Raw genomic sequence first — 21,010 nt, 5'->3', positions numbered from 1 at the left:
TCCTACAGCAACTTGGCGGCGGCGTGGATGGCCGCGCGGATGCGGGGATAGGTGCCGCAGCGGCACAGGTTGCCACTCATCGCCAGGTCGATGTCCTGATCGGAAGGATGGGGGTTGACGCTGAGCAAGGCGGTGGCGGCCAACACCTGGCCGCTCTGGCAGAAGCCGCACTGCACCACGTCCAGCTCATGCCAGGCCTGCTTGACCGCCTGGCCCACCTTGTCGGCGTTGCCTTCCACCGTGGTGATGCTGTCGTCCGCCGCCAGCGTGGAGATCGGCGTCACGCAAGAGCGGATCGGCAACCCGTTCTTCAACACCGTACAGGCGCCGCACAAGGCCGCGCCGCAGCCGAACTTGGTGCCGGTCAGGCCCAGTTCGTCGCGCAATGCCCACAGAATGGGCGTGTCCGGAGAGGAGTTAAGCTCCACCTCCTTGCCGTTGATGGAAACCTTCATGCCTTGCCTCCCGAGCCGAGAAACAGAAGACGACGGCCATGCCATGGCCGCCGTCCGGATGCGAACCGGCGCCGGGCGGAATCCCGCCTCGGCGCCGCTGCAATCACTATAGGCGCTATCGGTTCAGACTCAAGCCGGCGGGCCCGCTCAGCCTCCCCGCTGCAGGCAGCGCTGGTAGCGGCCGTCGACTCGGCGCGCGAACCACTCGGTGGTCAGCTTGTGGGTGAACTTGGGGCTGACCAGCACGATCTGCGGGATGATTTCGCGCGGGGCCTTGGGGCCGGCCAGAGCGAACACCTTCTGGTACAGCGGACTCTGGCCGAAGCCGGACAGCTTCTCCTGCCGCAGGTCGCGCATCATGTCGGCGTCGCTGAGGCCCAGTCGGCCGGCGATGGACTGCAGCGCGCGCTGGGTGTCGCTGGTTTCGCCGGACAGCACGCGGTTCATCTTGTCGCTGTAGAGCATGATGTCGCCGTCCAGCGCCAGCTTGCGGCCGGACAGGCGGGCCACCGCCTGCTGGAAGGCGGCGTTGCGGCTGGCATAGCGGCCGGCGTTGTAGTCGGCGAAGCGGTACACCATCTCGTGGTACGGCGCCGGGTATTGCAGCAGGATGGCGGTGCCGAAGTAGACGCTGCCGCGGCGGCCGAACACCTCGTCGCGCAAGCTGGAATAACTGTACGGATACGGCCAGGCGCGGATGTGGGTTTCGGCGAAAGCCACACTGACCTGCATCGGCCCGCCGTCGCGGATCGGATTTTTATGCTCGAAGATGGTCTGGCCGAACGGCAGCTCGCGCACCATGTCCTCGTACAGCGCGTTCATCTCGCGCTTGGTGCGCAAGGCGTCCACTCGCTGCTTGAAGGTGCGGCCGTCCGGCGATTTCTTGCTCATCGCCGCGTCGACGACGAACTGCGGAATCAGGTACTTCTGCCGGCGCTGCTCGATTTCGCCCCAGACGATCCTGGACAGCCCGGGCACCACCGGGTCCGGACTGAATCCGGACTCCTGCTCCGCCACCGCCAGCACCGCGCAGAAGAACTGCGGCGTGTATGGAATCTTCAGATGGCTGAACGCCCCCATCACGTCGTTGCTCCAGCCCTTGCGGTCCGGGATGCCCGGCGGCAGCAACCGGTCCAGCAAGGCGCGGCCCTGGCTGTCGGAAATGGCCGCCGGCGGCTGCGCCGGCCGCGCGACCGGGCGCGAGGGCAGCGCGGCGGCCGGCGCGGAAGCCGGTTGGGACGGCGGCACGTCGACGGCGGGGGCGGAGGCCGGTTCCGGCGCGACGATGGGGGCCGGCGCGGAGGCCGGATTAGGCGGCGTGGCGCAGGCGGCGACAAGCAGGCTGCCTGCCAGCAGGGTCAGACGGGCTTTCAACGGTGTCTCGCATACGGGCAAAAACGGCAGTGTAGCCCAGCGCGGGCCCATTTGGCATGCCTGCCGTCAACGCAGATCGAAACGGGCCATGCTGCCGTCGGCGCGCATCGAAGCGATGGCGCGGTCCAGCCGGGCGATCAGCGCGTCGTCGACTTTCCGGTTGCAGGCGAAGGATACGTCCAGCGTATCCATCACCCAGGCCACCCTGGGCGGCGGCATGTCCAGACGCTTGGCCAGCGACGAAATGCCGACATCCAGCATCGCCCACAGGTCCAGCCTGCCCAGCCGCAGCTTCTCCAGCCCGCTCAGATAATCGGCGCTCTCCTCCACCGCCAGGCCCCGCTCTTTCAGCCGCGCCGCCGCCATGGTGCCGCGCATCGCCCCCACCCGCAGCGACTGAGCCTGCTCCAAGCCGCTCAGCTGACGGCCGTCGTCCGCCCTGGCCAACAACACCAGGCGCATGTGCAACAGCGGCGCGGTCCATTTGTACTTCGCCTGCAATTCGGGCAAGCGCCCAACGGGAAAGCAGGCGTCGGCCTGCTGTTCCACCAGCAGGCGGGCGCGCGCCTGGGGATAGGCCTCGAAGCGCAGCTCCACGCTAGCCCGGCGCCCCACTTCCTTCATCAGGTCGACGCCGGTGCCCCGCATGGACGCGCCGTCCGGCGCCAGCTCGATGACGCCGGGAATCTGCGTCAGCAGCATGCGCAGGGTTTCCGCTTGCGCGCCCCCCGCCTGCAACGCGCCCAACAAGACCGCCGCCGCTCGCCATCCAGACATCGTCTCTCCAGGCCATCCGTACTGTCTGAACCATAGCAAAACGGGGAGCCATCGCTCCCCGTCTTCTCATTCCGGCGTCAGATGCCGGCCAGCATGATCCAGCCTATCAGCAAGGGCGCCAGCGCCATGCAGAAGCCGCGCATGCACTGCATAGCCCGCGGGGAGCGGCCCGACGACAGCTCGGCCTTCACCACCGGCCAGGCTTTCCAGCCGACGAACAGCGCCAGCAGCAATTCGCCGGCCGGCATCAGCAGTTTGGAGGTGACGAAGTCCAGCAGGTCGAAGAAATTCATGCCGCCCAGCTGATAATCGCCCCACACGCCCAGCGACAGCGAGGCCGGGATGCCCAGCAGGAAGGTGCCGGCGGCCATCAGGATGGCGGAGGCGCGGCGCGACAGGCGCAGCTCGTCGATCGCGAAGCTGGTCACCACTTCCAGCAGCGAAACGGAAGATGTCAGCGCCGCCAGCAACAGCAGGCAGAAGAACATCACCGCGAACAGCTGCCCCAGCGGCAGGTGGGCGAACACCGCCGGCATGGTGATGAAGGTGAGGCCGGGGCCGGCGGACGGATCGAAGCCGAAGGCGAACACCGCCGGCAGCACCATCAGGCCGGCCAGGAAGCAGGTGGCCACCGTCAGCGCGATCACCCACAGCGCCGAGCTCACCAGCTTGGATTCGCGGCCGACGTAGGAGCCGTAGGTGATCATGATGCCCAGGCCCAGCGATAACGAGAAGAAGGCCAGGCCCAGCGCGTCCACCAGCATCGCCGCGCTCACCTTGGAGAAGTCCGGCGCGACGAAGTAGCTGACGCCCTCCAGCGCGCCCGGCAACGTCAGGCCGCGCGCGATCAACACCAGCATCAGCACGAACAACGCCGGCATCAAAAACTTGGACAGCGCCTCGATGCCCTTCTGCACGCCGCCGACCACCACTGCCAGCGTCAGCAGCGCGAAGCCGCCGTGGTAGAGCACCGGCTGCACCGGGTCGCTGATGAAGCCGGTGAAAATGGCGCCCAGCGCCTTGGGATCGGAAGTCATGATGCTGCCCTGCAGCGACTTGACGATATAGGCGACGGTCCAGCCGCCCACCACGCTGTAGAACGACAGAATGAGGAAGCACACCAGCACGCCCATATAGCCGATCACCGGCCAGAAGCCGCCGGCCAGCTTGCGGAAGGCGCCGACGGCGCCGGCGCTGGCGGCGCGTCCCAACGCCATCTCCGACACCATCAGCGCCAGGCCCAACGTCAGGCAGATGCCGAGATAAATGAACAAAAACGCGCCGCCGCCGTTGGTGGCGGCGACGTAGGGGAACTTCCAGATGGCGCCCAGCCCGATGGCCGAGCCGGCTGCCGCGAGAATGAAACCGAGGCGCGAGCCCCATTGAGATCTAGCCATGTCCTGTAAATCTTTGTCGTGTAATAGGTTTTATGTGTGCCGCCACGCGCGCTCGGGCACGCGCAATCGCCCCGCCGAAACGGAGCCGGTCTAACGTGCACGGGAAACGCGCGATGCCGCGGCGTCGCCGAACGTCCGCGCCTGCCGATGAGGCAAACCGCGGAGTCGAGATGTCCGTCGCGCGCATTGCGGACCGCCGGAGCGAGCCGCGCCGCCTGCGCGGCGGAACCGGGGGAGGGAGCCGTCTGTTGAACGGTTGCTACTGGCGCCCCGGGGTGGTGGGGCCTGTCAGTCCTCACGATGCATCTTGAAGATGCGTTTCAGAATGTAACACGATTGCGAGCAGTCTCTAATTCATGCCAGTGTAAATAGTCGTTTACATGACATTCCGCATATTCGGCAATCCCGCCAGGGATCCGCCTCCGGCAGCGCCAGATCGCTCAATTTCCGCGTTGCCACCAGCCTCCGCCTTCGCCAATCCGACCGCTTAACACTTTCTTCACCATTGCAAAACAAACACATCACTTTTATTGCAATTGAAACATAAGCCTTATTCATCATCACTAGAATGACTCTCGTATTAAAACAATGTCATTAAAACTACAAGGGTCATGAAATGAAGAAACTTGCTTTGGCCGCCTGCCTGCTGGGCGTTTCCTTCGCCGCGCTGGCGGACGCCAAATCCGATTGCCGCGCCGCCGCCGGCAGCTACCTGACCGGCACCGTGGTGAGCGGACCGACTTTCGCCTCCGGCCAGTCGCTCAACGGCGTCGAGCTGTCGCACACCCACGTCCGCCTGCGCGCCGACCAGGACGGCCGCACCTACGACGTGGCGATGGACAATGTCTACGCCTACGGCTACGACTACGCCGGCGAAGACGTCCCCTCTCCGCTGAACACCATCCAGCAGGGCGACCGCCTGCAGCTGTGCGGCCAGCTGTACACCAGCGGCGTCGGCATCCACTGGGTGCACCCCAACTGCGGCGCGCAGCCGACCAGCCGGCAGCCCAACGGCTGGGTGAAGAAGATCTACAACGACGGCACGGTCAGCGACAACTACGAAGCGAACACCGAATACTGTCAGCTGTGGCAATAAGAAGCCGCCATCTTCATGCGAAAAGCGCGCCCGAGGGCGCGCTTTTTCATGGTTCAGCCGCTTGCCAGACCGGACTGGCCGACCGGTTCTCCCATGCGCGCGAAACGATGCGCCGCCGACTCCGCCCTATCCCGGCGAAAAGCCCGCCCAGCCTGGAACACAGATATCTAATTGAAAATTAAGCAGTTAATCTTCATCAAACAACGTGAAAATGGCGAAAACTATGAATAAACTAAGTAGAAGAACGTAGTGTGCTGCGACGCCTCCCCCAGGTGCCCGAGCCGCGTCATTACCTTCGGCAGCCACGGGAGACGGAGAGATGGTTACATTGCAGGCATTCCAGCCATTGATAGACACGGTGCAAGGCAGCCTGCTGCTGGCCTCGCCCGAGGATGGCCGCATCTACTGCGCCAACCAGCTGGCCTGCATCCTGCTCGCCAGCCCCCAAAGCGAGCTGCTCAAGTCTTCGGTCTACGACTTCCTGCCGGACAAGACCGAGGCCTACAACATCTGCCGCGAGCTGGCCGGCAACAACATGATCTACAACCGCGGCATGCAGTTGAGCACCGGCACCGGACGGATGTTCGACGTCCAGTTGTCGGCGCGGCGCATCCTGCTGGACCAGGTGCCGCTGCTGGTGGTCAGTTTCTCCGACCGCACCGAGGCCAAGGTGCTGGGGCAGCTGCTGGATTTCGAGCGCCAGCTGGTGGAGCGCTCGCTCAGCATCGTCAAGACGCTGAAGGAAGAAGGCCGGCAGAGCGAAGACGAAGACAAACTGACCGGCGTGGTGGGCATGCACAGGCTGATGTCCAGCGCCCACGCCGAAACCAGCCGCGCCAAGCGTTACGGCGGCAATCTGTCCAGCCTGGCGCTGGAGCTGGTCAACATTCCCGAGATGGTGCCGCGCGAGGATGACGGCTCCGCCTACAGCCATCTGATCCGGCTGGCGGGCAGCCTGTGCCTGCAAAGCAGCCGCGACAGCGACCTGGTGGCGCGCCGCAGCGCCAACACCTTCGTCATCCTGCTGCCGCAGACGCCGATCAGCGGCGCCCATGAGATGGGACGGCGCCTGATCAAGTCGCTGCGCCAGCTCACCTTCCTGTACCAAGGCGCCGAAAACCAGGCGGCCGCCTGCATCGGCATCAGCACGCTGCGGCCGGAGGAAACCAGCCCCGCGCCGATGCTGGAACGGCTGGAGGATGCTTTGGCCAAAGCCCGCGCGGGCGGCGCCAATTACATCATCGAACTGCCCTGATCCCGCAAGCCGACACAGGCGCTTAATCTAGCGCCCGGAGCCGGGAACCGCGCTTGCGGCATTCTCCGCTCGGCGGCTCAGGCCAGCCTGTCCAGCAGCTTCTGGTGGATGCCGCCGAAGCCGCCGTTGCTCATCACCAGCACATGGTCGCCCGGTTTGGCCTCGGCGACGATGGCGTCGATCAGCTCGTCGAAATCGCCGAAGGTCTGCGCCTTGGCGCCCATGACTTGCAGCGCCTCGCCCGGATTCCAGTTCAGCCCCGCCGCCGAGCAGAACACTCTGTCAGCCAATTCCAGCGAGCCCGGCAACGCGTCCTTCATCGTGCCCAGCTTCATGGTGTTGGAGCGCGGCTCCAGCACCGCCAGGATGCGCGCGCCGCCTACCTTGCGGCGCAGCCCCTCCAGCGTGGTGGCGATGGCGGTCGGATGGTGGGCGAAATCGTCATACACCGTGACGCCGTTCGCCGTTCCCTTCACTTCCATCCGGCGCTTGACATTGGCGAAGCGGGACAGCGCGGCTATGGCGTCTTTCACCGCCACGCCGGCGTGGCGGGCGGCGGCGATGGCGGCGATCGCGTTCAGGCGGTTGTGCTCGCCCATCAGCACCCAACGCACCGTGCCCTGCGCCTCGCCGTTCAACAGCACGTCGAAGCCGCCATCCTCATGCAGCGCGCCCAGCTGCCAGCCGGCGTCCGCGCCGAAGCGCTCCACCGGGGTCCAGCAGCCGCGGTCCAGCACGCGGTCCAGATTGGCCTCGCGGCCGTTGCTGACGATGCGGCCGTCGCCGGGAATGGTGCGCACCAGATGGTGGAACTGGGTTTCGATCGCGGCCAGGTCGGCGAAGATGTCGGCGTGGTCGAACTCCAGATTGTTCAGGATGGCGGTGCGCGGCCGGTAGTGGACGAATTTGGAGCGCTTGTCGAAGAAGGCTGTGTCGTACTCGTCAGCCTCGATCACGAAAAAGGGGCTGACGCTGTCCGGGTCCAGCGCCGGCCGGCCCGGCAGCCGCGCCGACACGCCGAAGTTCTCTGGAATGCCGCCGATCAGGAAGCCCGGCGCCAGGCCGGCGTCTTCCAGGATCCACGCCAGCATCGAGCTGGTGGTGGTCTTGCCGTGGGTGCCGGCTACCGCCAACACCCACTTGCCCTGCAGCACGTTCTCGGCCAGCCACTGCGGGCCGGAGATGTACGGCAGGCCGCGGTTGAGGATTTCCTCCATCAGCGGCTTGCCGCGCGTCACCACGTTGCCGATCACGTACACGTCCGGGTTCAGATCCGCCTGCTCCGCGCCGAAGCCTTGCACCAGCTCGATGCCCATCGCCTCCAGTTGGGTGCTCATCGGCGGATAGACGTTGGCGTCGCAGCCGGTCACCTTGTGGCCGGCCTGTTTGGCGATGGCGGCGATGCCGCCCATGAAGGTACCGCAGATACCCAGGATGTGGATGTGCATATCGTTCAACGCAGCTAAAAACAACGAAACCGCAAGGATACCGGAAAGCTGCCCGCCCCGACACCGCGAGCCGGCCTCCCCGCCCGCCTCGACGCGCCGCAGGCGCCGTCCACTCTTGCGCCAGGACAAGGCCGCGGCGGCGATACAGCCATTAAACTGTCCTCATGCAAACCATCCACGCCGCCGAATGCTCGTAGAACTGACCCTGGTGCTGTCGTTGCTGCAGCAGATGTGCGTTTACCTGGTGATCGCCTATCTGCTGTCCAAGACGCCGCTGTTCATCCCGCTGACCCAGATCACGCTGCAACTGCCTCACAAGCTGGTCTGCTATCTGGTGTTTTCGATGTTTTGCATCATGGGCACCTATTTCGGTCTGCACATCCAGGATTCCATCGCCAATACCCGCGCCATCGGCGCGGTGCTGGGCGGCATGCTGGGCGGCCCTTGGGTGGGGCTGGCGGTGGGCTTCACCGGCGGCCTGCATCGCTATTCGCTGGGGGGGCTCACCGCTGGCGCCTGCATGGTGTCGACGATGATGGAGGGCCTGCTGGGCGGCCTGGTGCATCTGTATCTGGTGCGCCGCGGCCTGCGCGCGCGGTTGTTCGATCCTCTGGTCGTGGCGGCGGTGGCCTGCGTCGCCGAGATCGGACAGATGCTGATCCTTCTGGCGCTGGTGCGCCCTTCCGATGCGGCCGAGCGTCTGGTGGCCAGCATCGCGCTGCCGATGATGGCGGCCAACACGCTGGGCGCGGCGATGTTCATGCGCATCCTGCTGGATCGGCGGGTGCTGGCGGAAAAATACTCCACCGCCTTCTCCGGCAAGGCCCTGCAGATCGCCGCCCGAGCCGAAGGCGTGCTGCGACAGGGATTCGACCCGGAAAACAGCATGACGGTGGCCCGCATCCTGTACGAGGAACTGGGCGTCGGCGCGGTGGCCATCACCGATCGCGAGCGGCTGCTGGCCTTCATCGGCATAGGCGCCGGCCACCACCTGCCCGGCACGGCCATCACCTCGCCGCACACCCATCGCGCGATCGAGCGCAACGAGGTGGTGTACGCCGACGGCAACGAGACGCCCTACCGCTGCTCCATCAGCGCCCAGTGCCGGCTGGCGTCCTCGCTGGTGATTCCGCTGCGCGGCGAGGACGAACGGGTGATCGGCACCATCAAGTTGTACGAGCCGCGCAACAAGCTGTTCTCCCGTATCAACCTGACGCTGGGAGAAGGCATCGCCCGGCTGCTGTCCACCCAGATACTGCAAGGCCAGTACGACAGGCAGAAGCAGCTCTTGGCGCAAACCGAGATCAAGTTGCTGCATGCCCAGGTGAATCCTCACTTCCTGTTCAACGCGCTGAACACGCTGTCGGCCGTGATACGGCGCAACCCGGAGCACGCCCGGCAACTGGTTCAATACCTGTCCACCTTCTTTCGCAAGAACCTGAAGCGCTCTGAAGAGGCCGCGACGCTGGAAGACGAGATCGAACACGTCAGCGCCTACCTGCGCATCGAGGAAGCGCGCTTCGCCGGCAGGCTGAACGTGGAGATCGCGCTGGATGAGGCTGCCCGCCTGGCGCGGCTGCCGGCGTTCTCGCTTCAGCCCATCGTGGAAAACGCGATCAAGCACGGCACCTCTCAATTGCTGGAAGCCGGCCGAATCCGCATCGGCGCGCGCTGCGCGGACGGTAGGCTTTGCGTGACGGTGGAAGACAACGCAGGCCTGTACGCGCCGGCCGGCCCCGGCGACGGATTGGGCATGGCGCTGGTGGACCGCCGCATCCGCGCCCGCCACGGACCGGATTACGGCCTGTCGGTGGAATGCAAACCAGAGGCCTACACCCGCGTCACGCTCAGCGTGCCCTGCCCCGCGCCCGGAGAAACGCCATGCTGAAAACCCTGCTGGTCGACGACGAGCCGCTAGCACGCGACGAATTGCGCCAGATGCTGGCCGGACACAGCGATTGCGACGTCGTCGGGGAATGCGGCAACTCGATCGAGGCCATCGCCTTCATCCACCGCCAGCAACCAGACGTGGTGTTCCTGGACATCAGAATGCCGCGGATCAGCGGCCTGGAAATGCTGGCGATGCTGGACCCGGACAAGATGCCGCGCGTGGTCTTCGTCACTGCCTTCGACGACTTCGCGATTCAGGCCTTCGAAGAACACGCGTTCGATTACTTGCTCAAGCCGGTGGACCCGCAACGCCTAGCCAAGACGCTGGCCAGGCTGAAGCGGGAAACCGCGCCGCAGGCGCTGGACATCTTGCGCTGCCTGCCCCCGCTGGAAGTGGTGCCCTGTCACGGCGTCAACCGCATCATGCTGTTGCCGCTCTCCGAAGTGGAATTCGTGTCCTCGCGCGTCAGCGGCGTGTTTGTCCAGGCCGGCGACGGGCGTGAACACTTCACCGAGCTGACGCTGCGCACCTTCGAGGAGCGCAGCGCGCTGTTCCGCTGCCACCGCCAGCATCTGGTCAACCTGCGCGCGATCCATGAGATTCGCCTGGGTGAAAACGGCATGGCCGACATTGTCACCCATGCCGGCCGCTCGCTGCCGGTCAGCCGGCGCTTCCTCAAGCCGCTGAAGGAGGCGCTGGGCATTCCCGGCTGACGCCATCCTCCCCCTGTGCTACACCCAAATCAGCAAGCGCCGCCTCATAACAAAGCGCAAGACGAAAAGGATGGATGCAAGGGGATGGCCATATACGCGCCGAAAACGCTTTGCCTGCCGCTGGCCCTATGCGCCGCCCAGGCCCTCGCCTGCAACGGCACCACCACGCCCGAGCCCTCGTCCCCGGTGGACGCGCCCGATCTGCACGGCATCGCGGTGTTTCTGCCCCAGGTACTGGAAAGCAACGAATCCGGCCCCTTCGCCGAACTGCTCAAGACCATCGCCCGCCATTATCCGGAAGGCAAGATCAGCTTCGAGATCAAGCCGGTCAAGCGCGTCTACCTGGATACCGATGCCCGCGGCGCCGATTTCCGCTTCCCCATCATGAAGGTGCGCGACAACGCCGACGGCGCCACGCCCTACCAGTTCTCCCACGAAATGATGGGCAAGGTCACTTTCGTGCTCTACTCCAACCAGGCCAAGCCGCTGCGCAAGATCGACATCCTTCGCACCGCCAACCTCGCCCGTTATTCGGTGGAGGCGCCGCCGGTGAACTGGGGCTTCCCCAGCAAAAGCGTGGTCAATCTGGAGCTGTCGCTGAAACAGCTTAATCTGGGCCGCGTCGACGCCGTGCTGTGGGCGCAAGAAGAAGCCGACTACCTAGTGCGCAAGCACAAGCTCAGCCACATCCATCGCGAGCATTTCGACGACTTTCCCGACGTGCTGTTCATGTCCTGCAATCGCCGCGGCGACTTCGTCAACCAAGCGATCAGCCGCGCCATCAAGGCCGCGCGCGCCAGCGGCGAGCTGCAAAAAGCCTACGCCAGGGTGCACCTGCCCTATCAGGACTGGCAGCCGCAGAACCGCTAATCCCCCGGACCCGCTCTTTGTCCCGCAACTTGCGCTGCCCGCGCCGGCTCGTTTTGGCCCAGGGACTCTTCGCGGTTGGCTCTTTCCGCTGCTCATGGGGTCGTGGCCGCCGCCGCTCGCCCCCGCCACGCCGCCGCTCGCGACGCCAGGCTGCCGCTCGCCCATTTCCCGCGTCGGCCCGCTCCTTTTGAAGCGTAAGGTGGAGCCACGATTTCACCGGAGCCTCCATCATGGATCACGCATTGAGTTTTGTGATCGGCACCCTGTGCATACTTGCGATCTGCTACCGCCTGTACGGGGTATTCTTCACGCGCAAGGTGCTGGGCGTCGACGATAGCGCCGTCACCCCTTCCCACGAACTGAAGGACGGCAAGGACTACGTGCCCACCAGCAAGTGGGTGGCCTTCGGCGGCCACTTCGCCGCCATCGCCGCCGCCGGCCCGTTGGTGGGCCCGGTGCTGGCCGCCCAGTACGGCTACCTGCCCAGCATGCTGTGGCTGTTGATCGGCTGTGTCATCGGCGGCGCGGTGCACGACACCGTGGTGCTGTTCGCCTCGATGAAGCACCATGGCAAGTCCTTGTCCGAGGTGGCCAAGGCCGAGCTCGGCCCGTTGGCCGGCTGGTGCACCGGCCTGGCCATGCTGTTCATCATCACCATCACCATGGCCGGCCTGTCCATGGTGGTGGTGCACGCGCTGGAACGCAACCCGTGGGGCGCTTTCGCTGTGTTCATGACCATCCCCATCGCCATCGGCGTGGGCCTGTGGGAACGCGTGACCGGCAGTATGAAGAACGCCAGCTACGTCGGCATCGCCGCCATCATGGCCTGCGTGTTCGCTGGTCCTTACATCCAGCACACCGCGCTGGGCGAATGGCTGTCGCTGAAGGCGTCTACCGTATCGCTGCTGCTGCCGATCTACGCCTTCTTCGCCACCGCGCTGCCGGTATGGATGCTGCTGACCCCGCGCGCCTGCCTGTCCAGCTTCATGAAAATCGGCGTGTTCGGCCTCCTGGTGGTCGGCGTGGTGTTCATCAACCCGCAAATCCAGTTCCCGGCCGTGACCCAGTTCATCCACGGCGGCGGCCCGGTGTTGTCCGGCCCGGTATGGCCCTTCATCTCCATCACCATCGCCTGCGGCGCGATTTCCGGCTTCCATGCCTTCATCGGCTCCGGCACCACGCCCAAGCAGATCGACAAGTGGAGCGACATCCTGCCGGTGGGCTTCGGCGCGATGCTGGCCGAATGCGTGGTGGGCGTGATGGCCTTGATCGCCGCCACCGCCTTGCACCCGGCCGATTACTTCGCCATCAACTCCGCGCCGGCCGTGTTCCAGACCCTGGGCATGGACGTGGTCAATCTGCCCAAGCTGTCGCAGGAGATAGGCCTGGACCTGTACGGCCGCACCGGCGGCGCGGTGACGCTGGCGGTGGGCATGGCGGACATCTTCACCCGCATCCCCTGGTTCAGCCATCTGGCGTCCTACTTCTTCCAGTTCATGGTGATGTTCGAAGCGGTGTTCATCCTCACCGCCATCGATTCCGGCACCCGCGTCGCCCGCTATCTGATCCAGGACTTCGTCGGCGACCTGTGGGCGCCGCTGAAGCGCACCGACTGGATGCCTGGCGCGATCGGCGCTTCCATCGTGGCCTGCGCGATGTGGGGATACCTGCTGAACTCCGGCGACATCAACTCGGTGTGGGCGCTGTTCGGCGTGTCCAACCAGCTGATGGCCTCCATCGGCCTGATCATCGGCGCCACCATCATCCTGCGGTTGTCTCACAAGCGCAGCTACATGCTGACCTGCCTGGTGCCGCTCGCCTACCTGTACGTGACGGTCAACTACGCCGGCTACTGGATGGTGAAGAACGTCTACCTGAACCCTGCCGCCAAAGGCTATAACGTGTTCAACGCCGGCATATCCATTGTAATGCTGGCGCTGGGACTAGTGATCCTGATCTCCGCCGTCCGCCGCTGGAAAGCGCTGCTGGGCCGACCGGCGCCGCAAGCCGGTTTGAAGCCGGCAGCCGCCGAAGCCTGACCCCGATCCTCTCCGACAAAAAAAGCCCATCGCATGCGCGATGGGCTTTTTTCTTGCGGCAGAGGCGGCATCAAAAGTGGAAGAACACCAGCGTCAGCAGCAGGAAGCACGGCAGCAGCACCGCGCCCGACCACAGCATGTAGCCGAAGAAACCCGGCATTTTGACGTGGCGGTGCTCGGCAATGGCCTTGACCATGAAGTTGGGCGCGTTGCCGATATAGGTCATCGCCCCCATGAACACCGCGCCCATCGAGATGGCCAGCAAGGTGCTGGCGAACGGCCCCATCAGCTCGGCGGCGTCGCCTGACGCCAGATTGAAGAACACCAGATAGGTCGGCGCGTTGTCCAGGAAGCTGGACAGGATGCCGGTCATCCAGAAATACATGCCGTCCAGCGGCTTGCCGTCCGAACCCGACACCGTCTGCACCAGGCCGGCCAGCGCACCGTGGTCGCCGGCGCGCAGGATGGCGATCACCGGCGCGATGGTGATGAAGATGCCGGCAAACAGTTTGCCCACCTCCAGGATGGGCAGCCAGTTGAACTCGTTGCCGGCGCGCACCTGCTTGGGCGTGATCCACAGCGAAACGAAGGCCAGCAGCAGCAGGGCCAGGTCGCGCAGAAGGTTCTGCAGCTCCAGATGGACGCCTGGCAGCTCGAAAGCGATGCCGGGCTTCCACAGCCCAGACATCAGCACCGCGCCCACCACGCCGCCCAGCAGCCAGAAGTTGCGCTTGCCGTGCAGCTTCAATGGCTTGTCGTGGCTGGTGTCCACCGGCTTGAGCGTGCCCTCCTTCGCCTCTTTGGCGAACATGTGGCGATCCAGGAAGTAGAAGATGATCAGCAGCAGCGCCGACAGCAGCAGCACCGGCATCAGCATGTGCTGGAAGGTCCAGCCGAAGGTCACGCCCTTGAGGAAGCCCAGGAACAGCGGCGGATCGCCCAGCGGCGTCAGGCCGCCGCCGACGTTGGCCACCAGGAAAATGAAGAACACCACCACGTGCACATTGCGCTTGCGGCCCTCGTTGGCGCGCAGCAGCGGCCGGATCAGCAGCATCGCCGCGCCGGTGGTGCCCATGATGGACGCCAGCGCGGTGCCTATGGCCAGGATGGTGGTGTTCAGCCGGGGCGACGCGTGCAGCGAGCCCCAGACCAGGATGCCGCCCGACACCGTGTACAGCGCGAACAGCAGCACGATGAAGGGGATGTATTCGGTGAACAGCGCGTGCAGCACCAACGCGCCGGTGTGCCCCAGCCCGAAGGCGGCGGCAAAAGGCAGCAGGAACAGCGCGGTCCAGACCGCGGTGATCTTGCCGAAATGGCGGTGCCAGATGCCGGGAGCCAGCATGGGAAACAGCGCGATGGACAGCAGGATGCCGGCGAACGGCACGCCCCAGCCCAAGCCAAGCGTGGCGCCGTCCAGATCGGCGGCGCCGGCTAGCGCGGGGAGCAGCAGCCCTCCCGCCAGTGCAATCAGTTTTTTATTCATCAGTCCTTCCCGAACGAGCAGGTGCCCGTGATGCCAAAACGCAGCCGCGGCTGCCGGAACATTCCCGGTTGTTATTGGAAGCGGACCGGCTTCCGGGTGCCGGTCCGCCCGGGCGGCCCCTCCCGCCCGCAGCCGGCCGCGTCGAAACGGCCGGCGAATTCGGCAAGACGCCCGCACCTGGCATCCCGCCGGCAGCGTTTAGCGGCTGCCTTTCTGGATGAACTCGATCTTGTAGCCGTCCGGATCCTCGATGAAGGCGATCACGGTGGTGCCGTGCTTCATCGGGCCGGCTTCGCGCGTCACCTTGCCGCCCTTGGCGCGCGCCATGTCACAGGCGGCGTAGGCGTCTTCCACCTCGATGGCGATGTGGCCGTAGCCGCTGCCCAGGTCGTAGGATTCGGTGTCCCAGTTGTGGGTCAGCTCCAGCACGGTGTGGGCGGCTTCGTCGCCGTAGCCGACGAAGGCCAGCGTGAAACGCCCATCCGGAAAGTCGTTGCGGCGCAGCAGCTTCATGCCCAGCACTTCCTGGTAGAAGGCGATCGAGCGATCGAGGTTGCCGACGCGCAGCATGGTATGGAGCATTCTCATGGCGTTTTCCTTTTAAAGATCAGTCTAAGACAAACAAGCCGCCGCCGTGCTGGCGCAGCCAGCGGCGGGCATCGCGCCAGCCCGGACAGAGACGCTCGGTCTCGGCCCAGAACGCCGGCGAGTGATTCATGTGTTCGAGATGGGCCAGCTCGTGGGCGGTCACGTAATCGACCACCGCCAGCGGCGCCTGCGCCAGCCGCCAGTTCAGGCGGATGCGGCCATCGGCGCTGCAACTGCCCCAGCGGGTGCGCGCAGACGACAGCTGCAGCGAGCCCGGCTTGCGGCGGCAATGCGCGGCCAGCAGGGAAAGACGGCCGGGAAACAGCATCGCCGCCTCGCGTTTCAGGAATTTGGCCAGAACGGCTTTCAGCGCGGCAGCGTCGCCGTCGGCGACGCCCGCCACCAGCAACTCGCCGCCCTCGCGCCGCGCCGCCTTGCGCGCGCCGCCTGTCAGCCTGATAGCCAACAGCTCGCCCAGCAGCGCCAGACTGCTCAGCTGCTCGCCGGCCACCAGATGGCTGCGCTGGCGCAACACGTGGCCGACGATCCAGTCGTAGCGCTGCTGCAGCACTTGATGCAAGCGCTGTTGACTGACACCCGGCGCGGCGATCAGTTCCACCACTCCGCCGCTGACCTTGATGCCTATGCTCTGGCGCGCTCGGCGCGTCAACAGCACAGGCACCTCGCCGTCAGGCAGAGGCAGGCGGTGCCAGACGCTGGCGTTTTTCATCGGGATGGGCGAAGGGGCCGACGCCGCCGATTTCGCGTTGGCGGGCCTCGATCCAGGCCTCGGCCTCGGCCATCATCGCCTCGGGGCCGGTCTCTTCGTCTGGATGGATGGCGGGGCCGATCACCACTGTGACCTCGCCCGGATATTTCAGGAAGGCGTTGCGCGGCCAGAACTCGCCGGCGTTATGCGCCACCGGCACCATCGGCATGTCGAACTGCTTGGCCATGCGCGCGGCGCCCAGCTTGTACTTGCCGCCCACGCCTGGCTTGGTGCGGGTGCCCTCCGGAAACACGGTGATCCAGAAACCGTGGCGCTTGCGCTCCAGGCCCTGGTCCAGCAGGCGCTGGTTGGCGCGGGCGCGGTCGGAGCGGTTGATGATGATGGGGTTCATCAGCACCAGGCCCCAGCCGAAGACCGGAATCCAGGTCAGCTCGCGCTTGGCCACATACACTTGCCACGGGAAGATTTTTTGCAGCGCCAGCGTTTCCCAGCCGGACTGGTGCTTGGAAGTGATCACCGACGGCACCGACGGAATATTCTCCGCGCCGATCACCTTGTATTTCAGGCCGATCACATGCTCCAGCATCCAGAACAGGGTCATCGCCCAGCTCACGCCGAACACGTGGCGGCTGCGGCGCGGCAGCGGCGCGGCCAGCATCAGCAGCAGGAAAAACACCGGCGTGGCGATAATCAGCACCACCCAGTACAGCAAGTTGCGTATCCACAAACCAATCATGCTTTCAGTCTCTGCCTCAATGATGGTTGATCAGATGCTCGGCGGCATCGTACAGGTCGTTGAACACCAGCGTGCTTTCCGGCAGGCCGCCCTTGGCCAGCGTCTTGGCGCCCTTGCCGGTCTTCACCAGGATGGGCTGGCCGCCGACGGCGGCGATGGATTCCAGGTCGCGCAGGCTGTCGCCTATCATCGGCAGCCCTTCCAGCTTGACGTTGAAGCGCTCGGCGATCTCCAGCACCATGCCGGGCAGCGGCTTGCGGCACTCGCAGCCGTGGTCCGGCCCGTGCGGACAGAACACCACCGCGTCGATGCGGCCGCCGGCCTGGCCGACCAGCCGGTGCATCTTCTCGTGCATCGCGTTCAGCGCGTGCATGTCGAACAGGCCGCGGGCGATGCCGGACTGGTTGGTCGCCACCACCACGCGCCAGCCGGACTGGGTCAGGTTGGCGATCGCCTCCAGGCTGTGCGCCAGCGGCACCCATTCGATGGTGTTCTTCACGAAATCGTCGCGATCCTCGTTGATCACGCCGTCGCGGTCCAGAATGACTAGCTTCACCCGATAATCCTTTCACCCAGCCATCTTGTCAAAACGGGAGGCCGGCCGCGTCGCCGCGGCCTCCTCCCATCCATGCGTCTGCCTGCCGCTTACTCCGCCAGCAGCGAAATATCGGCCACGCGGTTGAACAGCGCGGCCAGGCTGGCCAGCAGCGCTACGCGGTTGGCGCGCACCTTGGCGTCCTCGGCCATCACCATCACGCCGTCGAAGAACGCGTCCACCGGCGCCTTCAGGCTGGCCAGCTGCGACAGCGCCCCGGCGAAGTCGTGGGCGGCGAACTTGGCCTCCACCGCCGGCGCCAGCTCCCGCACCGCGGCGTACAAGGCCTGTTCGGCGGCTTCCTGCAGCAACGCGGCGTCCACCGCGCCGATTTCGCCCTCGGCCTTCTTCAGGATGTTGTTGACGCGCTTGTTGGCGGCGGCCAGCGCGGCGGCTTCCGGCAGCGACTTGAACGCGGCCACGGCGGCCAGCACCGCGCGCACTTCGTTCAGGCGGCTGGGCGCCAGCGCCAGCACGGCGTCGATCTCGTCGCCTTTGTAGTCGGCGGCCAGGAAGTTCTTCAGGCGGTCCATCATGAAGCCGAACACTTCCTCGGCGACGTTGGCGGACAGCTTGCCGGCCGGGAAGGCCTCGGCGACGACCGCCAGCAGGCGCTTCAGGTCCAGATCGGCTTCCAGCGCCATCCGCACCACGCCCAGCGCGGCGCGGCGCAGCGCGAACGGGTCTTTGTCGCCGGTCGGGATCAGGCCGATGCCCCAGATGCCGACGATGGCTTCCAGCTTGTCGGCCAGCGCCACGGCGGTGGCGATCTTGCCTTCCGGCAGCGTGTCGCCGGCGAAGCGCGGGTGGTAATGGCCCTCGATGGCGGCGGCCACTTCGGCGTGCTCGCCGTCGTGATGGGCGTAGTACATGCCCATGATGCCCTGCAGTTCCGGGAACTCGCCGACCATGTCGGTCACCAAGTCTGCCTTGGCCAGATACGCGGCGCGGGCGGCCAGCGCGGCGTCGGCGCCCAGCTCATGGGCGATGGCGCCGGCGATGCTCTGCAGGCGCTCGACGCGCTCCAGCAGCGAGCCGATCTTGTTGTGGTAAACCACATTGGCCAGGCGCGGCAGGCGGCTGTCCAGGCGGTGCTTCTTGTCTTGCTCGAAGAAGAACTTGGCGTCGGACAGGCGGGCGCGCAGCACGCGCTCGTTGCCGCCGACGACGAAGGACGGATCCTGCGGATCGACGTTGGACACCAGCAGGAATCGGTTCATCAGCTTGCCGTTCTTGTCCAGCAGCGGGAAGTACTTCTGGTTCTGCTGCATGGTCAGGATCAGGCATTCCTGCGGCACTTGCAGGAACTCGGCCTCGAAGCCGGCCTCCAGCACCACCGGCCACTCCACCAGCGCGGTCACTTCGTCGAACAGCTCATCCGGCGCGGCGATGGTGGCGCCGAGCTTGGCGGCGGCCTCGGCCAGCTTGTGGCGGATCAGCTCGCGGCGCGCGTCGAAGCTGGCGATCACCTTGCCCTGCTCGTGCATCGCGCGGGCGTAGCCATCGGCGTTGGCGATGGCTACGTCGCCCTGCGACAGGAAGCGGTGGCCGCGGGTGGCGGTGCCGCTCTTCAGGCCCAGCACCTCGCCTTCAATCACCTTGTCGCCGTGCAGCATGATCAGGCCGTGCACCGGACGGACGAACTGCACGTCGGAATCGCCCCAGCGCATCAGTTTGGGCACCGGCAGCTTCTTCAGCGCCAGCGACACCACGTCGGCCAGCTGCGCGGAAAGCGCCTCGCCCGGCTTGGTGCTGGAATAGGCGTAGACATCCTGCTTGCCGTTGCTGACGATGGAGAGTTCGGACACGTCCACGCCGCAGGAGCGGGCGAAGCCGGCCAAGGCCGGCGTCGGCTGGCCGTCCTTCATGCCGGCGGCGGCGGCCGGGCCCTGGCGGGTGATGCGTTGTTCCGGCTGCACGGCGAGCACGCCGGACAGCTGCACCGCCAGGCGGCGCGGCGACGCGTACACCACCGCCTCGGCGTCGGCGGCGGCGAACTGCATCTTCTTCAGTTCTTCGGCGATGGTCTGGGCGAAACTGGCGGCCAGACGCGGCAGGGCCTTGGGCGGCAGCTCCTCGGTCAGGAGTTCGATCAACAGGGTCGCGTTCATTCTCTCAAGCTTCAATTATCGGGATGCGGATCCCGCCGCCTCGCAAATCACCTTCATCATGGCGTGGGCGACCGAATCCTCGTTCACCGGCTGCCACTTCCAGGCATAGCGCGGCACCGGGAACATGGTGGAAAACAGGTGCTTGTTGTTCTTGTCGAAATACTCGGAACCGACAAACACGTACTGGTACTGCTTGCAATCGGCGTAACCGGTGGTGCGGCGGATATAGAAGTTCAACCGGTACGACTTCTCGTAGCGTTGCTTGGCGAAGCGTTCCTGGTTGATGAAATGCACCAGCCCATCCTTGCCCAGCCACAGCGAGTTGCCGTCTATCGCCAGCTGCATCTGGCTGCCGTCCTGGTACACCACCCAGTCGGCGGCCGGCTGCGCCCAGGCCGGCAAAGCGAACAACAGCCAGAATGCGGCTTTGACTCTCATATCCACCCCCTGTCAGGCGCGACGACGATTGCCGCCGCCCCTAACAGCATAGACCTCCCTCCGCTCAGTCCTTGCGGCACATCGGAAAGCCCAGCGCCTCGCGGGCGTCGTAATACGCCTGCGCCACGCCGCGGGACAGATTGCGGATGCGGCCGATGTAGGCGGCGCGCTCGGTCACCGAGATGGAGCCGCGGGCGTCCAGCAGGTTGAAGGCATGTCCCGCCTTCAGGATCATCTCGTAGGCCGGCAGCGGCAGGCTGGCGTCCAGCAGCGTCTTGGCTTCGGCTTCGTAGTCGTTGAACTGGCGGAAAAGCAGCTCGACATTGCTGTGCTCGAACGCGTACTTCGACTGCTCCACCTCGTTCTGGTAGAACACATTGCCGTAGGTGACCGGCTGGCCGTCCGGCAAGTGGGTCCAGATCAGATCGTAAACGTTCTCCACGCCCTGCAGATACATCGCCAGGCGTTCCAGGCCATATGTGATCTCGCCCAGCACCGGTTTGCAATCCAGACCGCCCACTTGCTGGAAATAGGTGAACTGGGTCACTTCCATGCCGTTCAGCCACACTTCCCAACCCAGGCCCCAGGCGCCCAGCGTCGGATTTTCCCAGTTGTCCTCGACGAAGCGAATGTCCTGCACCGTCGTGTCCAGGCCCAGCTCCCGCAGCGAGCCCAGGTACAGTTCCTGGATGTTGGACGGCGACGGCTTCAGCACCACCTGGAACTGGTGGTGCTGGAACAGGCGGTTCGGGTTCTCGCCGTAGCGGCCGTCCTTCGGGCGGCGGCTGGGCTGGACGTAGGCGGCGTTCCAGGGTTCAGGCCCCAGCGCGCGCAGGAAGGTGGCGGTATGGGAGGTGCCCGCGCCCACTTCGGTGTCGTACGGTTGCAGCAGCGCGCAGCCCTGGCGGTTCCAGTAGTGCTGGAGCGTGAGGATGATTTCCTGGAAGGTAAGCATAGAGGTGGTGTTGGAAAATTGAAGAAACAAGGGTCGATTCTACCCCCTGCGGCCGC

Annotated in this window: 19 protein-coding genes; 6 read left to right on the top strand and 13 right to left on the bottom strand. The window is 65.5% G+C overall.

Features of this window, described 5'->3' with window-relative positions; translation table 11 throughout:
• Nucleotides 1-2: 2 nt before the first annotated feature.
• The 4 genes from BKX93_RS21590 to BKX93_RS21575 all read right to left on the bottom strand — a co-directional run bounded on the left by BKX93_RS21590 (nt 3) and on the right by BKX93_RS21575 (nt 4,003).
• Nucleotides 3-455, bottom strand: a complete 453-nt coding sequence (locus tag BKX93_RS21590) for a (2Fe-2S)-binding protein (RefSeq protein WP_070981308.1) — start codon at nt 453-455, stop codon at nt 3-5.
• Between the two features lie 147 nt (nt 456-602).
• Nucleotides 603-1,829: a DUF1615 domain-containing protein gene (locus BKX93_RS21585; RefSeq protein ID WP_070981306.1), complete on the bottom strand. Its 1,227-nt coding sequence runs from the start codon at nt 1,827-1,829 to the stop codon at nt 603-605.
• A gap of 66 nt (nt 1,830-1,895) precedes the next feature.
• Nucleotides 1,896-2,606: a substrate-binding periplasmic protein gene (locus BKX93_RS21580; protein ID WP_082113739.1), complete on the bottom strand. Its 711-nt coding sequence runs from the start codon at nt 2,604-2,606 to the stop codon at nt 1,896-1,898.
• 77 nt (nt 2,607-2,683) lie between these two features.
• Entirely contained in the window at nt 2,684-4,003 is a 1,320-nt protein-coding gene (locus tag BKX93_RS21575; RefSeq protein ID WP_046157465.1) for a sodium-dependent transporter, read from the bottom strand.
• A 616-nt stretch (nt 4,004-4,619) separates the two neighbouring features.
• Between BKX93_RS21575 and BKX93_RS21570 the strand changes: the two genes are divergently transcribed.
• Both BKX93_RS21570 and BKX93_RS21565 read left to right on the top strand, forming a co-directional pair.
• The gene (locus BKX93_RS21570) at nt 4,620-5,099 is read left to right on the top strand and encodes a hypothetical protein (protein ID WP_046157466.1); all 480 of its coding nucleotides are present in this window, start codon (nt 4,620-4,622) and stop codon (nt 5,097-5,099) included.
• 319 nt (nt 5,100-5,418) lie between these two features.
• The gene (locus BKX93_RS21565; protein WP_046157467.1) at nt 5,419-6,354 is read left to right on the top strand and encodes a sensor domain-containing diguanylate cyclase; all 936 of its coding nucleotides are present in this window, start codon (nt 5,419-5,421) and stop codon (nt 6,352-6,354) included.
• A gap of 77 nt (nt 6,355-6,431) precedes the next feature.
• Here the strand turns inward: BKX93_RS21565 and mpl are convergent, their stop codons facing one another.
• Complete coding sequence (gene mpl, locus BKX93_RS21560; protein ID WP_070981304.1) at nt 6,432-7,802, bottom strand: UDP-N-acetylmuramate:L-alanyl-gamma-D-glutamyl-meso-diaminopimelate ligase; 1,371 nt, start codon at nt 7,800-7,802, stop codon at nt 6,432-6,434.
• A gap of 187 nt (nt 7,803-7,989) precedes the next feature.
• Here mpl and BKX93_RS21555 point away from each other — a divergent pair, with 187 nt between their 5' ends.
• From BKX93_RS21555 to BKX93_RS21540, 4 genes are all read left to right on the top strand, one after another.
• Nucleotides 7,990-9,690: a sensor histidine kinase gene (locus BKX93_RS21555; RefSeq protein ID WP_046168768.1), complete on the top strand. Its 1,701-nt coding sequence runs from the start codon at nt 7,990-7,992 to the stop codon at nt 9,688-9,690.
• Complete coding sequence (gene btsR / locus BKX93_RS21550) at nt 9,684-10,406, top strand: two-component system response regulator BtsR (RefSeq protein ID WP_070981303.1); 723 nt, start codon at nt 9,684-9,686, stop codon at nt 10,404-10,406. The genes BKX93_RS21555 and btsR overlap by 7 nt, the downstream gene beginning before the upstream one ends.
• 84 nt (nt 10,407-10,490) lie before the next feature.
• Nucleotides 10,491-11,276 (top strand): type 2 periplasmic-binding domain-containing protein, encoded by a 786-nt coding sequence (locus tag BKX93_RS21545; protein ID WP_046157471.1) that lies wholly within the window; start codon nt 10,491-10,493, stop codon nt 11,274-11,276.
• Between the two features lie 230 nt (nt 11,277-11,506).
• Complete coding sequence (locus BKX93_RS21540; protein WP_070981301.1) at nt 11,507-13,315, top strand: carbon starvation CstA family protein; 1,809 nt, start codon at nt 11,507-11,509, stop codon at nt 13,313-13,315.
• A 70-nt stretch (nt 13,316-13,385) separates the two neighbouring features.
• Here the strand turns inward: BKX93_RS21540 and BKX93_RS21535 are convergent, their stop codons facing one another.
• The 8 genes from BKX93_RS21535 to glyQ form a co-directional block, all read right to left on the bottom strand.
• Nucleotides 13,386-14,801 carry a sodium:proton antiporter gene (locus tag BKX93_RS21535; protein WP_070981300.1) on the bottom strand — a complete coding sequence of 472 codons (1,416 nt, stop codon included), beginning with the start codon at nt 14,799-14,801 and terminating at the stop codon, nt 13,386-13,388.
• 198 nt (nt 14,802-14,999) lie between these two features.
• Nucleotides 15,000-15,389, bottom strand: a complete 390-nt coding sequence (gene gloA, locus BKX93_RS21530) for a lactoylglutathione lyase (protein WP_046157474.1) — start codon at nt 15,387-15,389, stop codon at nt 15,000-15,002.
• A gap of 19 nt (nt 15,390-15,408) precedes the next feature.
• Nucleotides 15,409-16,119, bottom strand: coding sequence for a M48 family metallopeptidase (locus tag BKX93_RS21525; protein ID WP_070981298.1), 711 nt, complete (start codon nt 16,117-16,119; stop codon nt 15,409-15,411).
• Nucleotides 16,079-16,855, bottom strand: a complete 777-nt coding sequence (locus BKX93_RS21520; RefSeq protein WP_046157476.1) for a lysophospholipid acyltransferase family protein — start codon at nt 16,853-16,855, stop codon at nt 16,079-16,081. The genes BKX93_RS21525 and BKX93_RS21520 overlap by 41 nt, the downstream gene beginning before the upstream one ends.
• Before the next feature lie 16 nt (nt 16,856-16,871).
• Nucleotides 16,872-17,411: a D-glycero-beta-D-manno-heptose 1,7-bisphosphate 7-phosphatase gene (gene gmhB, locus BKX93_RS21515; protein ID WP_046157477.1), complete on the bottom strand. Its 540-nt coding sequence runs from the start codon at nt 17,409-17,411 to the stop codon at nt 16,872-16,874.
• Nucleotides 17,412-17,500: 89 nt separating this feature from the next.
• The gene (glyS, locus tag BKX93_RS21510) at nt 17,501-19,561 is read right to left on the bottom strand and encodes a glycine--tRNA ligase subunit beta (RefSeq protein ID WP_070981294.1); all 2,061 of its coding nucleotides are present in this window, start codon (nt 19,559-19,561) and stop codon (nt 17,501-17,503) included.
• 15 nt (nt 19,562-19,576) lie between these two features.
• The gene (locus BKX93_RS21505) at nt 19,577-19,999 is read right to left on the bottom strand and encodes a surface-adhesin E family protein (protein ID WP_046157479.1); all 423 of its coding nucleotides are present in this window, start codon (nt 19,997-19,999) and stop codon (nt 19,577-19,579) included.
• 64 nt (nt 20,000-20,063) lie between these two features.
• Nucleotides 20,064-20,954: a glycine--tRNA ligase subunit alpha gene (glyQ, locus tag BKX93_RS21500; RefSeq protein WP_070981293.1), complete on the bottom strand. Its 891-nt coding sequence runs from the start codon at nt 20,952-20,954 to the stop codon at nt 20,064-20,066.
• Nucleotides 20,955-21,010: the final 56 nt, after the last annotated feature.

It is taken from the genome of Chromobacterium vaccinii (assembly GCF_001855275.1).
Classification (GTDB): Bacteria; Pseudomonadota; Gammaproteobacteria; order Burkholderiales; family Chromobacteriaceae; genus Chromobacterium; species Chromobacterium vaccinii.
Note: the sequence above shows the minus strand (reverse complement) of the source record. Positions and strands in the feature narration are given on the sequence as shown.

Bases quoted from the DNA above. Each gene is read 5' to 3' on its own strand.
- BKX93_RS21540 (WP_070981301.1), top strand. From the start codon at position 11,507: ATGGATCACGCATTGAGTTTTGTGATCGGCACCCTGTGCATACTTGCG.
- BKX93_RS21525 (WP_070981298.1), bottom strand. From the start codon at position 16,119: ATGAAAAACGCCAGCGTCTGGCACCGCCTGCCTCTGCCTGACGGCGAG.
- BKX93_RS21590 (WP_070981308.1), bottom strand. From the start codon at position 455: ATGAAGGTTTCCATCAACGGCAAGGAGGTGGAGCTTAACTCCTCTCCG.
- BKX93_RS21535 (WP_070981300.1), bottom strand. From the start codon at position 14,801: ATGAATAAAAAACTGATTGCACTGGCGGGAGGGCTGCTGCTCCCCGCG.
- gloA (WP_046157474.1), bottom strand. From the start codon at position 15,389: ATGAGAATGCTCCATACCATGCTGCGCGTCGGCAACCTCGATCGCTCG.
- BKX93_RS21520 (WP_046157476.1), bottom strand. From the start codon at position 16,855: ATGATTGGTTTGTGGATACGCAACTTGCTGTACTGGGTGGTGCTGATT.
- mpl (WP_070981304.1), bottom strand. From the start codon at position 7,802: ATGCACATCCACATCCTGGGTATCTGCGGTACCTTCATGGGCGGCATC.
- BKX93_RS21570 (WP_046157466.1), top strand. From the start codon at position 4,620: ATGAAGAAACTTGCTTTGGCCGCCTGCCTGCTGGGCGTTTCCTTCGCC.
- BKX93_RS21545 (WP_046157471.1), top strand. From the start codon at position 10,491: ATGGCCATATACGCGCCGAAAACGCTTTGCCTGCCGCTGGCCCTATGC.
- BKX93_RS21505 (WP_046157479.1), bottom strand. From the start codon at position 19,999: ATGAGAGTCAAAGCCGCATTCTGGCTGTTGTTCGCTTTGCCGGCCTGG.
- BKX93_RS21565 (WP_046157467.1), top strand. From the start codon at position 5,419: ATGGTTACATTGCAGGCATTCCAGCCATTGATAGACACGGTGCAAGGC.
- btsR (WP_070981303.1), top strand. From the start codon at position 9,684: ATGCTGAAAACCCTGCTGGTCGACGACGAGCCGCTAGCACGCGACGAA.
- BKX93_RS21555 (WP_046168768.1), top strand. From the start codon at position 7,990: ATGCTCGTAGAACTGACCCTGGTGCTGTCGTTGCTGCAGCAGATGTGC.
- glyS (WP_070981294.1), bottom strand. From the start codon at position 19,561: ATGAACGCGACCCTGTTGATCGAACTCCTGACCGAGGAGCTGCCGCCC.
- BKX93_RS21580 (WP_082113739.1), bottom strand. From the start codon at position 2,606: ATGTCTGGATGGCGAGCGGCGGCGGTCTTGTTGGGCGCGTTGCAGGCG.
- BKX93_RS21575 (WP_046157465.1), bottom strand. From the start codon at position 4,003: ATGGCTAGATCTCAATGGGGCTCGCGCCTCGGTTTCATTCTCGCGGCA.
- glyQ (WP_070981293.1), bottom strand. From the start codon at position 20,954: ATGCTTACCTTCCAGGAAATCATCCTCACGCTCCAGCACTACTGGAAC.